The sequence below is a fragment of the Psychroserpens citreus genome, assembly GCF_055686305.1.
This window is the reverse complement of the sequence record NZ_CM145999.1, coordinates 493,105-505,738: the sequence shown is the minus strand read 5'-3', so window position 1 is coordinate 505,738 and position 12,634 is coordinate 493,105. Positions and strand designations below refer to the sequence as shown.

The 12,634-nt window shown below is 32.2% G+C and carries 15 protein-coding genes; 8 read left to right on the top strand and 7 right to left on the bottom strand.

Going from position 1 to position 12,634, the window contains the following annotated elements; all coding sequences use genetic code 11:
- Positions 1 to 25: 25 nt before the first annotated feature.
- Together ACTU6T_RS02410 and ACTU6T_RS02405 are read right to left on the bottom strand one after the other, a co-directional pair.
- Positions 26 to 406, bottom strand: coding sequence for a hypothetical protein (locus ACTU6T_RS02410; RefSeq protein WP_460219671.1), 381 nt, complete (start codon positions 404 to 406; stop codon positions 26 to 28).
- A gap of 142 nt (positions 407 to 548) precedes the next feature.
- Complete coding sequence (locus ACTU6T_RS02405; protein WP_460219670.1) at positions 549 to 2,342, bottom strand: serine hydrolase; 1,794 nt, start codon at positions 2,340 to 2,342, stop codon at positions 549 to 551.
- A gap of 200 nt (positions 2,343 to 2,542) precedes the next feature.
- Here ACTU6T_RS02405 and ACTU6T_RS02400 point away from each other — a divergent pair, with 200 nt between their 5' ends.
- From ACTU6T_RS02400 to ACTU6T_RS02370, 7 genes are read left to right on the top strand one after another with little or no spacing between them, the layout of a single operon-like run.
- Positions 2,543 to 2,965 (top strand): DUF2141 domain-containing protein, encoded by a 423-nt coding sequence (locus ACTU6T_RS02400; RefSeq protein WP_460219669.1) that lies wholly within the window; start codon positions 2,543 to 2,545, stop codon positions 2,963 to 2,965.
- Positions 2,966 to 2,969: 4 nt separating this feature from the next.
- A complete protein-coding gene (locus ACTU6T_RS02395) occupies positions 2,970 to 3,593 on the top strand; it encodes a tetratricopeptide repeat protein (protein WP_460219668.1) in 624 nt (207 codons plus the stop codon).
- An 11-nt stretch (positions 3,594 to 3,604) separates the two neighbouring features.
- Complete coding sequence (locus ACTU6T_RS02390) at positions 3,605 to 4,951, top strand: histidine kinase (RefSeq protein ID WP_460219667.1); 1,347 nt, start codon at positions 3,605 to 3,607, stop codon at positions 4,949 to 4,951.
- 12 nt (positions 4,952 to 4,963) lie between these two features.
- On the top strand, positions 4,964 to 5,305 hold the full coding sequence (locus ACTU6T_RS02385; protein ID WP_460219666.1) for a 2TM domain-containing protein: 342 nt from the start codon (positions 4,964 to 4,966) through the stop codon (positions 5,303 to 5,305).
- Positions 5,305 to 5,619 carry a 2TM domain-containing protein gene (locus tag ACTU6T_RS02380; protein WP_460219665.1) on the top strand — a complete coding sequence of 105 codons (315 nt, stop codon included), beginning with the start codon at positions 5,305 to 5,307 and terminating at the stop codon, positions 5,617 to 5,619. Before ACTU6T_RS02385 ends, ACTU6T_RS02380 begins: the two co-directional genes overlap by 1 nt.
- A gap of 21 nt (positions 5,620 to 5,640) precedes the next feature.
- On the top strand, positions 5,641 to 5,967 hold the full coding sequence (locus tag ACTU6T_RS02375) for a 2TM domain-containing protein (protein WP_460219664.1): 327 nt from the start codon (positions 5,641 to 5,643) through the stop codon (positions 5,965 to 5,967).
- A gap of 32 nt (positions 5,968 to 5,999) precedes the next feature.
- Positions 6,000 to 6,755: a LytR/AlgR family response regulator transcription factor gene (locus ACTU6T_RS02370; protein WP_460219663.1), complete on the top strand. Its 756-nt coding sequence runs from the start codon at positions 6,000 to 6,002 to the stop codon at positions 6,753 to 6,755.
- Here the strand turns inward: ACTU6T_RS02370 and ACTU6T_RS02365 are convergent.
- On the bottom strand, positions 6,752 to 7,201 hold the full coding sequence (locus ACTU6T_RS02365) for a J domain-containing protein (protein ID WP_460219662.1): 450 nt from the start codon (positions 7,199 to 7,201) through the stop codon (positions 6,752 to 6,754). The genes ACTU6T_RS02370 and ACTU6T_RS02365 overlap by 4 nt on opposite strands.
- A gap of 4 nt (positions 7,202 to 7,205) precedes the next feature.
- Positions 7,206 to 8,228 (bottom strand): hypothetical protein, encoded by a 1,023-nt coding sequence (locus ACTU6T_RS02360; protein ID WP_460219661.1) that lies wholly within the window; start codon positions 8,226 to 8,228, stop codon positions 7,206 to 7,208.
- A gap of 151 nt (positions 8,229 to 8,379) precedes the next feature.
- On the opposite strand from ACTU6T_RS02360, the gene ACTU6T_RS02355 reads away from it, so the two are divergent.
- On the top strand, positions 8,380 to 10,008 hold the full coding sequence (locus tag ACTU6T_RS02355; protein ID WP_460219660.1) for a lipocalin-like domain-containing protein: 1,629 nt from the start codon (positions 8,380 to 8,382) through the stop codon (positions 10,006 to 10,008).
- Between the two features lie 2 nt (positions 10,009 to 10,010).
- On the opposite strand, the gene ACTU6T_RS02350 is transcribed toward ACTU6T_RS02355, so the two are convergent.
- From ACTU6T_RS02350 to ACTU6T_RS02340, 3 genes are all read right to left on the bottom strand, one after another.
- Entirely contained in the window at positions 10,011 to 11,198 is a 1,188-nt protein-coding gene (locus ACTU6T_RS02350) for an LETM1-related biofilm-associated protein (RefSeq protein WP_460219659.1), read from the bottom strand.
- Between the two features lie 56 nt (positions 11,199 to 11,254).
- A complete protein-coding gene (locus ACTU6T_RS02345; protein WP_460219658.1) occupies positions 11,255 to 11,605 on the bottom strand; it encodes a hypothetical protein in 351 nt (116 codons plus the stop codon).
- A 260-nt stretch (positions 11,606 to 11,865) separates the two neighbouring features.
- Entirely contained in the window at positions 11,866 to 12,495 is a 630-nt protein-coding gene (locus ACTU6T_RS02340; RefSeq protein ID WP_460219657.1) for a superoxide dismutase family protein, read from the bottom strand.
- Positions 12,496 to 12,634: the final 139 nt, after the last annotated feature.

The following is a 12,634-nucleotide window of genomic DNA, read 5'->3' as shown; positions in this document are numbered from 1 at the left end:
TTTTTATGAGAAGATTTAAAGTAAATCAATTGTTTTTATAGGTTAAGTTAACGGTTAGTTCACCTGTTTTTTGATTAAAAATCACCTTATATGTAGAGTGCTTATTGTCGTTTTCTTTGATATATAAATTATCAATAAGCGAAAAATTATTTCGAGTTACATAACGTTCAAGATCTATGGTTGCAATATCGACTATAAATTTTGAAATTTTAGTATTGTTTTTACATTCACAATCGGTTGAGATCACTTTAGGGATGTCTACACCTGTTCTTAATTCAATATTGTCTATGTTAAAACTACTGCAAGATTGCGAATTAAATATATGCCATCCAAAGAGATGGATGCCTCCATATAACAGTCCAAAAAAGACAAAAACCAGTGTGATACCAATAGCTACTTTTTTCATGTGGTCAATTTTTATTATAACGCTAGTAAAGACTAGTTTAGTATTTCCACGAAACGTATTAATTAAAAATATAAAGTTGAAAATGAAAAATAAAAAAGCACTCTTATTAAGAGTGCTTTGAATATATAATATAAAGTAATAATTACTTACGTTTAGCTACAAATGTACCATTGGGTTGAATCATTTTCATTTCCTTTATTGTACCATCTTCAGATTCTAAAAATTCGATTTTAAAACCTTCCATAGTCTTAAATGAAAATTTATGTTTAGCTGTAGGTATTTGTTCGTATTCAGGTTGCCCTTTTACAAATACATAGAGAGCATCTTTTTTAGTATACACTTTTATTTCTGTACCTGACACATCATATGCACCAACATACATATCTAGAGTTTTAGTGTCAACATCAATCGTGTTAGGTGTGCGTTTAAATACAACAGGATCTACTGTTGGTTCTATTTTCATTTTTGCTCCAGAAATGTCCCCGGCGTCATTGGTCATAAATGTTACTTTTATTGATTTTCCATATTGGGTTGTATCTATTTTGTTGTCAACTACATCTATAAGTTCAAAAACATCATAATGATAATGATGCAAATAGATATCATCATCATTAACTTTAGTAAATAAGGAATCATTTTTTGATATAATCTCAAATGTGCCATACCCTCCATGAGAGTAACTTCCTGTATAGTCTAAATTAATATGTGAAGGTTTTGTATTTTTAACATAAGAGCTTTCAGTATCTTCTTTGAGTTCAGCCTGAGCTTTTTTGTTTTTTTCTAAGCGCTTCTGATAACGTCCAATCCAATCAGAACGTTCCAAACCGAGCATACGGTCTGCAATTGTATTTCTTACTAGTGAAGGAACAGCCGATCCGTTTTGATTTGTTAATACAACGATGCCAATTTTGTCACTAGGGAAGAAAGCAACATTTGCTGAGAAACCATTAATGTTTCCTCCATGCTCAACACGATAGTGGCCTTTGAACGATTGTAAAAACCAGCCATAACCATAATTTGCAAAATGAATATCTGGAAACTCATCGTCTGGAGTATTAGCATTTACAACCATTTGAGAACTCAAAGCTTCATTGATATAGTTTTCAGGGATAATTTCTTCACCTTTAAACTTCCCATCATTAATCCATGTGATTAGCCATTTAGACATATCATTTACGCTACTATTAATACTTCCAGCAGGAGACATTCCGGCAATATCATAATAATCCATTTTTTTAATAACATCATCTTTTAACTCATAACCAAATGCTGCATTTGTACTTGATTTCATCTCAGCAATAGAGGTGTTAGACCTGTTCATGCCTAAAGGCTCGAAAAAATAGTCATTGATATTATCTTCCCAACTTTTACCAGTGATTCGTTCCGCAATAACACCTTGAGCTAAAAAACCAAAATTATTATAATACCATTGTTGTCTTATTCCTGTAAAAGGTTCTTGATATTTTATTCGCATTAAAAGAGAGTCTTTGTTATGTGTTGGGAAATAATACCATGAACCATCATGTCTAGGAAGCCCAGTACTATGACGCATCAGATCTTTAATAATTATGTTATTATTCATGTTATCATTGTAGAACTCTAATTCTGGAATGTGTTGTCTGGGATTATCATCAAAAGATAGTTTGTCCTCCGCACGTAATAACCCTAAGATAGAAGACGTAAATGCTTTTGAAGAAGAACCAATAGCATATAAAGTATTTGCATCTGCCGCAACTTTATTTTCGTAATCACTATAACCAAAGCCTTTTGCATAAATTAGCTTGTCACCTTCAACAACGGCCACAGCAAAACTAGCTGCTTGGGTGGTTTCTAGAATCTTATTTAAATCTTTATCGATACCTTTTAAACGTTTGTCTTGAGAATGTGTCAGATTCAAAACGAATAGACAACATAAAATAATAGCTAATTTCTTCATAACGTTAATGTTTTTAATTTCAATAGATGTTCTATAAGTAGTAAAGTCACAACATAAGTTACTCGTTTTTTTAATTTTTTCACAATTCATCCATAAAAAAATACAATTCGGTCATTCCCTTTTTTATGAACTAGTGTATTACTAGATATTTGTCTCATCAATCAAGCTGGAGCAATTTCACAGCGCAAATCAATAGTATTATGCAAACCATTGTAAAAATTATCATCTTCTTATTATGTAGCCACTTACTACATGCTCAAGATATGAAAGAGCAAGATGTAACTGTAGTAGTCAAAAATCTTGATAGCAATACAGGAAAAGTATTCATTTCAATTTATAATTCAGAAGCCTCTTTTTTGGGTAAAGGATTTAAAGGAACCAGTAGCGACATTAAGAATAATAGCTGCGAAGTTACTTTTAAAAGCATACCACCAGGAGTGTATGCAATCTCATTGTTTCATGATGAAAATGAAAACAACAAGTTAGATAGTAACTTTTTAGGAATTCCAAAAGAAGATTATGGTTGTTCTAATAATGCAAAAGGATTTATGGGACCACCAAAATGGGAAGATGCCAAGTTTGAAATAAAAGATAAATCAATAACACAAATCATAACACTTTAACATCATGAAAAATTTAATGATCATTGCATTTGTATTAATTTCAGGATTAACTAATGCACAAACCAATTTTGAGAAAGGCATGCAAAAGGCGTTTAGTCTTTGGCAAGAGAATAAAATGGACGAAGCAGAAAATATGTTTGAACGTATTTCAAATGCTGAAACAAATCAATGGTTGCCTCACTATTATATTGCTCAAATTAATAGTTTAAAGAGCTGGAACATTAAGGATGAAGCAGTATTGAAAGCGCAGCTAGAAAAGGCTCAAGAACATATTAATAGTGCTATGGCAATTAGCGAGAATAATCCAGAAATTATGGTAATGCAAGCACATGTTTTAACAAATTGGGTTGCTTTTGATGGGATGACTTATGGTATGAAGTATTCTGCTAAAATAGCTGAATTATATGCGAAAGCTGAAAAGCTAGCACCAGAGAATCCTAGGGTTATTTTTGGAAAAGCTGAATGGGGAATGGGTAGTGCTAAATTTTTTGGACAAGACACAACGCCTTATTGTGAGGCGATAGAAAAATCCATAGATCTTTTTACTAACTTTAAACCAGAAAGTGAATTGCATCCAAATTGGGGAAAAAATAGAGCTGAGCAGGTTGCGAAATCTTGTAAAGAGTAAATTAGAACACAATGTCAAAGTCAATTAAAAATATTATTATAACGTTCATTATTGGATGTATTGTTTTCATCATAGGGAACCTGTTTTCTGATGGGTTTCAATTTGAGACAGTAAATGATTTCTTAATTGATTTTGGATTCTATCAGTTGTATTCATTTGTTTTAGGGTATTCTAATATGGCGTTTTTTGATTATATGGAACATATAAGCTGGAAAAAAGGAGATACTATAAAACGAATAATCATCGGAATTATAGGTGCAGTAATTATTACACTAATTGGAATATTTTTATTGAGAGCTTTCATATCGATCATCATATATGATGCTACTTGGAACTCTTTTATAGAAAGAGAAAGCTGGCAAGGATACAGTTTTGGGTTATGGATTACCTTAACAATTGTTTCTGTGTTTCATGTCATATTTTTCTATAATCGTTATCAAAAAAATAAGATTAAAGAACAGAAAGTAATTGCTGGAGCTGCAAGTGCTACGTTTAATGCTTTGAAAAATCAGTTAGATCCACACTTTTTGTTCAATAGTTTAAATGTACTAACAAGCTTGATAGAAGAGAATCCAAAAAATGCTCAAAAGTTTACAACCTCATTATCTAAAGTCTATCGTTATGTACTTGAACAAAAAAATAAGGACTTAATTACTGTAGATGAAGAATTAGATTTTGCCCGAACCTATATGTCGCTCCTTAAAATGCGCTTTGAAGATAGTATTATTTTTGATATTCCAGATAAAGCGCAAAATCCAGATAGTAAGGTAGTCCCATTGTCTTTGCAATTATTATTAGAAAATGCTGTAAAACACAATATGGTTACTAGTACTAAACCATTACATATTAAAATTTATGAGGCTGGAGGAAATCTCGTAGTAGAGAATAATTTACAACCAAAACAAATTGTAAAAAAGAGTAGTGGTGTTGGATTAGAAAACATCAAACAACGCTACAAACTATTATCAAATAAAACAGTATCAATCAATCAACAAGCAAAACGTTTTGCAGTTGCAATACCAATGCTTACTAAACAAGTATCAATCATGAAAGCAATAGAACCAAAAACAAATTTTGACGATAGATATATCAGAGCACGCAAGCGTGTAGAAGATATGAAAGAATTTTATTATAGTCTTATATCATACTTTGTTGTGATACCATTTTTAATATTTATTTGGTATCGTTATACACCGCATACCATTCAATGGTTTTGGTTTCCAATGTTAGGTTGGGGTATGGGATTAGTATTTCATGCTTACAAAGTATATGTGAATGATGGTGTTCTTGGGAAGACATGGGAAGAGCGTAAAATTGAAAAGTTTATGCGCGAAGAAGAAAAGGAACGCTGGAATTAAATTATAAAAACAATGGAAAAAAGTATAGAACCTTACGACAAGCAAAGATCAGCTAGAAACACTTTTGGAAGAGAAGAAGCTTATTTGAGAGCACAGAAAAAAGTAAAAGCACTCATGGGATTTTATTGGCACCTCGCTTCATATATCATTATTAATATTTTTATCATAAGTATGATTGTAATTAATGGAGGGCGGTTTTGGAGCTTTGGTACATTTGCAACAGCCTTCTTTTGGGGCATCGGACTATTTTTTCATTTCCTTGGTGTATTTGGTCCCGACTTTTTGTTTGGCAAAAATTGGGAAGAGCGTAAAATAAAGGAGATGATGGATAAAGACAATAAATATTGGGAATAATGGAAGCAAAACATTCAATAAATCAGGAGCGTTATGAGCTTGCTGCAAAACGCGTAAAACGACTCAAAGGGTATTATTTTCATGTAATGATTTTCATCATTATTAATACCATAAGTGCTGCTATAAATTATCGAAGCTTAGATGATGGTGAAAGTTTTTTTCAATGGCATAACTTTATTAGTCTATCCATTTGGGGGCTAATTTTACTTATTCATACGGCCTCAGTATTTTTGCCAAATATAATTTTTGGTAAAGGTTGGGAAGCCCGTAGGATTAAAAAGTATATGGAAGAAGAGCATCAGCATTGGGAATGATTAACTTAAGTTTTTATAAGTATGAAATTAAGTCAAGACGAAAAAAGACACTTAAAAGCGAAAGATAGAGTTCACAAAATAAAAATATTTTACATACATCTAGTATTTTATGTTATTGTTGTTGCGCTTATCTCCTACAATTTCTATATTATAGAAGAGGGCCCATATACAAACAATATCACAGCGTTAAATGTTTCTGTATTGGTATTATGGACCTTATTTATTATAATCCATGGATGGTCTGTGTTTAAAGGCCGTTTTCTATTTAAGAAAAGCTGGGAAGATAAAAAAATCGAGAAACTTTTGCATGAAGAGGAAGAGGTAGTGGAAACAACATTTTGGGAATAACACTTAGTATAAAGTTTGAAAAAAAATAAGCAATGAATGTTATTATTATAGAAGACGAAAAGCCTTCAGCTAGACGATTACAGCGCATGTTAACCGAACTTAATATGGAAACGCAAACTATGTTGCATTCTGTTGAAACGTCTCTAGAATGGTTTAAAAACAATGAGCATCCCGACTTAATATTTTTAGATATTCAGTTAAGTGATGGATTATCTTTCGAAATTTTTGAGATCATAGATATTAACTCGGCAGTTATATTCACTACTGCTTATGATGAATATGCACTTCAAGCTTTTAAACTTAATAGTATAGACTATTTATTAAAACCTATTGATGAAGATGATCTCGCTAAAGCGGTAACAAAATACAAAGAACGTACGCCACAACAACAGTCGGTGACTTTAGATTTTAATGATATTAAAAAGTTGTTGGTAAACCCTATTGAACGCGAATATAAAAAGCGCTTTTCGGTAAAAGTAGGCCAGCATTTAAAACTTATAAATATAGATGATATTGAGTGTTTCTACAGTGAAAATAAAGGAACTTATGCCTATACGTCTGAAGGCAGAAACTATTTGCTAGATACCACCTTAGAACAACTTGAGGAAGAACTTGAACCTCATAAGTTTTTTAGAATTAGCCGAAAGTTTTTTGTTAATGTCAACGCTATAAACGATATGGTAAGCTATACAAATTCAAGACTACAGATTAAACTAAATACGTTTAAAGAACAAGATGTAATTGTAGCTAGAGAACGTGTTAAAGATTTTAAACAATGGTTGAGTTAAAAAATATCGAAGATATCACCAACATCTCCTAAAGAATCTCCAATATCACCTAGAAAGTCGCCTGCACCAGTAAATAAACCGCTAAACCCAGCTTCAAGAAAAATATCTAAAAGTAGTAAATCGGTAAGTGATGTATTCCAGTAATCTTTAGACTTTTTTCGAGACTCTTTTTTCCATTCTTTATACTGTTCTTCTGCTTTAGGTTTGATAATTACAGGTGTGTTGGACTTAGCATTGCCTAACATTTTATCATAAGCGTCTCGCTTTTTTTGATTCGATAAAATCTCAAAACCTTCAACGAGCATCTCAAATCGTGTTCTGGCACCTTCAGATTTATTATTATCTGGATGGTATAAAGCAATTTCTGTTCTAAATGCTTTTTTGATGGTATCCAAATCAGCCGATTGGTCTACATGTAATAATTGGTAATAATTATGTAATTGCATGATGTCATAAGTTTGAAAGATGATGGTCTACCAGTGATTTGAATTCTTGATGATTATCTACAAATAATAGTAGTTTAGTATAAGATTTTGGTTTTCCATAAAGATAATGTAACTGCTGAGGCGTTTTTAAATGTATCATTATGTTACTCTGCTCTAGTTCACCTAAAAGTGACAGTGTTTTTGTGCCTTTGTTTTTATCAAAATCTGATGACTTTGCAAATTGTACACTTTCAATAGTATTATAAGCAATTGTCGTGTTGCTTAACATTCCAAATTGTAATACCAGATGATTAGTATCAATCACTATCGGACGTTTAGGAACCGATCTAATGATGCCAATTAATTGTAAGGCTGAGTAAAAACTTAAAATAGTTAATACCCAAGCAACTATGATATTCCATTTTGCTACAAGAACATGAACTGTAATCATTTCAATGCCAACTACAAAAATAAATGCTCCAAGAGTAGACAAGATTCCAGAACCTTTAAAATTGGAAAATTCGTTGTTTTTCAATGCGATTTTTTTGAAATTAAAAAAACCATAATAAAATAAAGCAATTTCGTTAGCTACAAGTTTTGCCGCTATTTTTGGGAATAAAGAATTGCAAGTTTCAACCAAAGTACTGTAAAAATCATGATGCTGGGTTGCAACTGCTTTATAGGTATTTACAGCTTTCCGTACCTTCAGTATAACTAAGGTTAACACGCTTATTTCCACAATTGGTATTAACCAAGTTTTAGCTATACTAAGTAAGTTTTGATGCTCTGTAGGAATGACATAAGATGCAATAACTACTGAAGCAATTAAGAAAGGCGCTACAGTGAGGTTTGAAATATTTCGTTTCCGAATCAATAAAAAATAAATCAAAGGAATGGTGATGATAAAATCTATTGTAATAAATGTGGAGAGTTGATTTTGATTGGCTAGATATAGATTTGAATTTAAAAGAAAAACTAAACTCAATATCAGTGCTAAAGGAATTAAAAAAACGATGGCGTTTTGCTTCAGTGTCATAGTTTTAGTCATAATGTATCCACTTTATTTAATCGTCTATAGGACGCAATTTAACCCAAAATGTTACGTTTTTTGGCAGTTAATTCTTTAAAAACTGTAACTGAGCAGATTTATTTGTTTATGGCTAATCAAAACTTTAGTTTTCGATTACAAAAATTTAGTTATGTCACTAAAATATAAGTTTTTAGTTTTGATGTGTGCTATTGGTACACTCACTTTTGCGCAAGATTGGAAAACCTATCCCTATAATCCAAGTGGTCAAATTGCCTTTCCTTTAGATGAAGGCAGGCATACTGCTGAACCTATAGAGTGGTGGTATAGTTCAGGGCATCTTGTTGGGCAAACCTCAGGGAAGAGTTATAGCTTTATGTATACGTTTTTTCACTATCCACAGTCTGGTTTTGATGGTTTCAGAATTTTGAATATTACCGATGATGATACAGGAACTTTTTATCAGGATGTAAAACCTTTAAACTATACAACTTTATCAACGTCTGGTTTTGATATTGAAGCTGATGTGTTTTTAGCAGGTACAGAATATTGGCGTAATGCTGTAGATGGGGCCAATACACCAATTCCATTTGAATATGAACTGTTTGCATTGACCTCTAGTGCTGGCTTAGATATTATGTTTGAAACCTTAAAACGGCCACTTATTCTTGGCGATGATGGGTTTTTAAATCAAGGATTAAGTAACTATACCTACTATTATTCACAAACGTCTAATGCCATAACTGGATCGATAACTTTTGGTGGAACAACCGAATCTGTAATTGGTACAGGGTGGATTGATAGACAATATGGAGACTTTAACCCTTTAACAGGTGAAAAATATGAATGGTTTAGTATGCAATTGTCTAATGGAATGGATCTTAATATGTGGAATATTTTTACTGCAGATCGATTAATCCCTAATACCGAAGCATACAAAATTTTGTCAGCTTATGTTGATGAAACTACACAATATACAACCGCCGATTTTCAAATTGAACGTTTAGCTTATAATTGCATGCCAGATGGAGAGCGTTGCTATTCTAAACAATGGCGATTAACATCCGTAATCAATGACCTAGATCTTACAATTACTACCTTGCACGATAATACCGAAGTAAGCTTGCCATTTCGTTTTTTTGAAGGCGCAACCTCAATTACAGGTACAGTAAATGGTTTAGCAGTAACGGGAATTGGTTTTACAGAATTATTACACGATTATCAACATCCAGATATTACAATTACTACACCAAATTCTGGAGTCTATGATACGAGTTTGCCAATTACTTGGGAGTTAAATAATCCCGATGATGGTCGTCAAATTTTTTATGATGTTGCATATAGTATCGATAACCAATCGACTTTTACTACGATTGCGTCAGGTTTAACAGATACGTCTTATCTCTGGAATAATCCTACAATTTCAGACGGAGACTCTATATGGTTTAGAATTTCAGCATATTCTATTGATGGTGTATTAAATAATACAGTTATTAGTGATGTGGCTTCAACGACCACCTTATCGTTAGATACCTTGACAATGAATTCCATAAAAGTAGTGTTTCCAAACCCAGTAAGTCATACTTTTACGATTCAATTAAATGATGTAATTAATGGAAGTTATTCGGTTGTAGATATAAGTGGACGTGTAGTGTTTACTTCGGAAATATTAAACACCAATACAATTGCTATTGCAACAAACGATCTAAATTCTGGAGTTTATGTGGTGCAACTTAGGGCTGAAAAAGGAACTTCAAGTTCGTATAATGGCCAAATAAACCTAAAGTTTGTAAAACAATAAATTTAGTCTTCGATACGATTGTCATCAAAAGCAGAAGGCAATAAATTAGGAATTAATTTTGCGAAAAGTGGTAATAAAATAGCACCTCCTGGTAACATGAAAATAGCCAAACTTGGTATAGTTTTTAGCATATCCAACAGTTGATCTTGCATCTGTTTTTGCTCTTCTTTACTCAAATCGGTATGAGTAGATTTTGAAATCAATAACATCAAATCTTTACTTTGACGCATTTCTTTGACCAAACGTTTACTATTACGTCGAATAAGCTTGTTTACCAATTGTGATGAATTTTCATAGAAGTTTCCCATTGGGTTTGTTTGTAAAAACAACATCACCTCTTTTTTATGAGCATCATGAAATTTAGAAACACATAAAATAGAATCATGTATTTCGGAAGCATCTAGGTCTAATTGCTTTGCCAATTGTTTTAAGAATTGATATTCCGATTTTTCTAAGATTTCATCATCCCAAACCGAAAGGCACATCAAATCTAAAAGATATTTCTTTTCATTATACTTGATGTCATAATCAATATCGAAAATAAGGTCTTCAATGTCAATATCGCTATTATCTAAAAAAGCTGTTGAAGATTCAAAAATGTCTATAATTTCTTTATCATAATCACTAATCTTACTTTTAGAATTTAGCGATTGGTATAATGTTCCTATAATGATGCTTTCAAGTTTTGCAGCATAAGATTTAGGTTCGATGTCTTCTACTAAAAATGCTTGGAATGTAAGTATATCAGCAAATAACAATGAATTGGTGATCGATTTGTTAAAATTTCTGGTTAAAACATTATCATCAATTTTTACTCGATCATGAATGAGGCGTTCCAGCATTGAGGTTTCACTTTTGCCAATAACCAGTTTGTCCCAAAGTGATAAATCTGATACTTCAAGTGCTTTATAAAATCGTAATAAATCTGTAATGAACTCCTTTTTTGAAAAGTTGTTGTTTTTAAAATAGTACACCTGATATAAGCCTGTAATTAAATTGACTTTTGCCAACTCGTCTTCAGAGTAATTATGAATCTGTTCAATATTATCTGTTATGGAGACATTAACTCCATAGATAAACCCATAATCCTTTAAGCTACTATAAAGGTCGCTATAGTGCTCAAAAGGGATGCCTTTTTTTGACAATTGTGAACAGAATTTTTCAATCCAACCACTCGCAGATGGGTTCATGACTTCAATGTTTTAATCTTCACAAATTTAAATTTTTATCTGGTATAAATTGGGTTTTAATTCTCAATGAGCTCTTCTTCATCAAAATCATCATCGGCTTTAAGAAAGAACTTCCCAATTAAAATAGGAGTAAGCATACAGATAATTCCAATGATTGATTTTATATCAAAATCTGCAACAAAATTCATGACAATAAGATAAATACCTGAGAGTAAGAGAATACTTTTAATCCATGTCTTATTCCAAGTAAAGGCACCTATGATATAGCATATTCCTATAAGGCTATACATAGCAGTGTTGATGATATCATTGGTTTCTGGAGCATATCTAAAAAACCAATTTGAGATTTTAGCTAGTAAGACTAGAATTAATAAGCTCATTAGAATAATGTATATGACTTTCTTCATGGTTTTTATTGAGTTTTAAAATTAAATGACCATTCTATGTATTTATAATTCAAAAACCTTAGCGTACTGTTGCTAACTAGTTCGACTCAAACAAATTTTATAGGTTTAAGTGTCTCTATATTAGATGTATAAAGTACTGATTTCTTTCCTAAAACTACAAAAAAACCAAATACAAAATTTACGTAGAAACTACGTATTTTTATAATAAAAAACGCCAGACTTTCGTTTGGCGTTTTGTCTATATTTATGTGGTATTTTGCTTATTCTATAATGCCACCACAGCTAACACGACTTCCTGCTGCTCCAGAAGGTTGCGAGGTAAAATCATCAACACCTTGGTGTACGATAATCGCTTTTCCAACAATGTCTTTGGTCTCATCTCCACAGCCAATACACCATTCGTCTGTAATTTTTGTGATGGTAGCATGACCATTAGCGTCTGCTGTTAAATTTCCAATATCACCTTTGTGATAACCCGCTTCAGCTCCCCATTTGCCGTGAGGTTGTCCTGTTGGGTTCCAGTGACCTCCTGAAGATTTACCATCGTCAGAAGTGCAATCTGCCTTTTCATGAATATGTATAGCATGAGTGCCTTCTGTTAATCCTCCTAATACAGCAATCATAGTCACCACACCTTGATCTTGAGTAAATACGATATTTCCTGTTACATTACTATTACTTTTAGACTCTAGCGCAACAGTTATTTTTTTCTTGTCGGCATAGTAGGCTGGTTCGTCATTGGCAGTAGGACGTTCACTGGCTTTCTCAGTAGATTTGGTGTCTGTGGTTTCGGTATCAGTTACCTTCGGAGTGGCTTCTTTTTTATCAGATTTACAAGAGAATGTCAAGCCTAATACTAAAATGCTAATGTATAATATCGAACGTTTCATGGGTTTTGTTTTAAGTGTTATTTAATGTTGAAAGATAATCAATATTTAAATCGTAAGAAAATTTTTCAATTTATTTTCAGGACATGATTTATGTCATATTTTGTCTCATGTAATGGCTGTAATTTTGACTTAAATATAA

Bases quoted from the DNA above. Each gene is read 5' to 3' on its own strand.
- ACTU6T_RS02410 (WP_460219671.1), bottom strand. From the start codon at position 406: ATGAAAAAAGTAGCTATTGGTATCACACTGGTTTTTGTCTTTTTTGGA.
- ACTU6T_RS02405 (WP_460219670.1), bottom strand. From the start codon at position 2,342: ATGAAGAAATTAGCTATTATTTTATGTTGTCTATTCGTTTTGAATCTG.
- ACTU6T_RS02400 (WP_460219669.1), top strand. From the start codon at position 2,543: ATGCAAACCATTGTAAAAATTATCATCTTCTTATTATGTAGCCACTTA.
- ACTU6T_RS02395 (WP_460219668.1), top strand. From the start codon at position 2,970: ATGAAAAATTTAATGATCATTGCATTTGTATTAATTTCAGGATTAACT.
- ACTU6T_RS02390 (WP_460219667.1), top strand. From the start codon at position 3,605: ATGTCAAAGTCAATTAAAAATATTATTATAACGTTCATTATTGGATGT.
- ACTU6T_RS02385 (WP_460219666.1), top strand. From the start codon at position 4,964: ATGGAAAAAAGTATAGAACCTTACGACAAGCAAAGATCAGCTAGAAAC.
- ACTU6T_RS02380 (WP_460219665.1), top strand. From the start codon at position 5,305: ATGGAAGCAAAACATTCAATAAATCAGGAGCGTTATGAGCTTGCTGCA.
- ACTU6T_RS02375 (WP_460219664.1), top strand. From the start codon at position 5,641: ATGAAATTAAGTCAAGACGAAAAAAGACACTTAAAAGCGAAAGATAGA.
- ACTU6T_RS02370 (WP_460219663.1), top strand. From the start codon at position 6,000: ATGAATGTTATTATTATAGAAGACGAAAAGCCTTCAGCTAGACGATTA.
- ACTU6T_RS02365 (WP_460219662.1), bottom strand. From the start codon at position 7,201: ATGCAATTACATAATTATTACCAATTATTACATGTAGACCAATCGGCT.
- ACTU6T_RS02360 (WP_460219661.1), bottom strand. From the start codon at position 8,228: ATGACTAAAACTATGACACTGAAGCAAAACGCCATCGTTTTTTTAATT.
- ACTU6T_RS02355 (WP_460219660.1), top strand. From the start codon at position 8,380: ATGTCACTAAAATATAAGTTTTTAGTTTTGATGTGTGCTATTGGTACA.
- ACTU6T_RS02350 (WP_460219659.1), bottom strand. From the start codon at position 11,198: ATGAACCCATCTGCGAGTGGTTGGATTGAAAAATTCTGTTCACAATTG.
- ACTU6T_RS02345 (WP_460219658.1), bottom strand. From the start codon at position 11,605: ATGAAGAAAGTCATATACATTATTCTAATGAGCTTATTAATTCTAGTC.
- ACTU6T_RS02340 (WP_460219657.1), bottom strand. From the start codon at position 12,495: ATGAAACGTTCGATATTATACATTAGCATTTTAGTATTAGGCTTGACA.